The sequence below is a fragment of the Candidatus Symbiothrix dinenymphae genome (genome assembly GCF_001431085.1).
In genome coordinates, this window is record NZ_BBRU01000120.1 from 1 (window position 1) to 858 (window position 858).

The 858-nt window shown below is 47.1% G+C and carries 1 protein-coding gene; it reads left to right on the plus strand.

Annotation, left to right across the window (positions count from 1 at the left end; translation table 11 throughout):
- Window positions 1-858: HlyD family secretion protein (locus ASC50_RS01960; protein WP_420885204.1), on the plus strand; the 858-nt coding region annotated here is incomplete at both ends.

Here is an 858-nt window from a genome sequence, read left to right on the forward strand (position 1 = left end):
GGACATATTATTAGAAAAGAAAAAAGGTTTACAGAAAAAACACCTGCCATACGTCATTGGCGGAGTTGTTTTGGTGATTGCATCGGTGTGGTTGATTTTTGGCAATCACAGTTCCAAATTCAATGTAGAGAAAAGCAAAGTGATGGTGCAGGACGCTGCTAAGGGCGAATTTAACGATTACATTCGCGTCAACGGGCAGGTGCAGCCGATTAACACCATTCAGTTGAGCGCGGTTGAGGGCGGAATGGTTGCCGAGAAAGTGGTGGAAGAAGGTTCGATGGTGCATCGCGGCGAAGTCATTGTGCGCTTGACTAATCCGATGTTGAGTTTGAATATCCTCGACAGCGAGGCGCAATTGGCTGAAAAACAGAACTTTTTGCGCAACACGCAAGTTACGATGGAGCAGGAACGCCTCAATCTTCGCAAGGAAAAACTGCAATTGGATTTGGATATTGAACGCAAAAAGCGGAAATATGCGCAATACACGAATTTGTATAACGAGAAACTGATTTCTCGGGAAGAATATTTGCAGGCGAAAGAGGATTATGAATTTGCCGTGAAAGGCTCGGCATTGGTAATCGAACGCCAAAAGCAGGATTCCATTTTCCGCGGCATACAGGTGGAACAGATGGAAGAAAGTTTGAACAATATCCGCCGAAATCTGATTTTGGTGCGTCAACGGGTCGATAATCTGGATGTGAAATCGCCGGTGGACGGGCAGTTGGGATTGCTGGACGTCGAAATCGGGCAATCGGTAGGGAGCGGCAGCCGTATCGGTCAAATCAGCGTGCTGTCTGACTACAAGATTGAAGCCCTGATTGACGAGCATTACATCGACCGCGTGAAAAACGGCTTGGC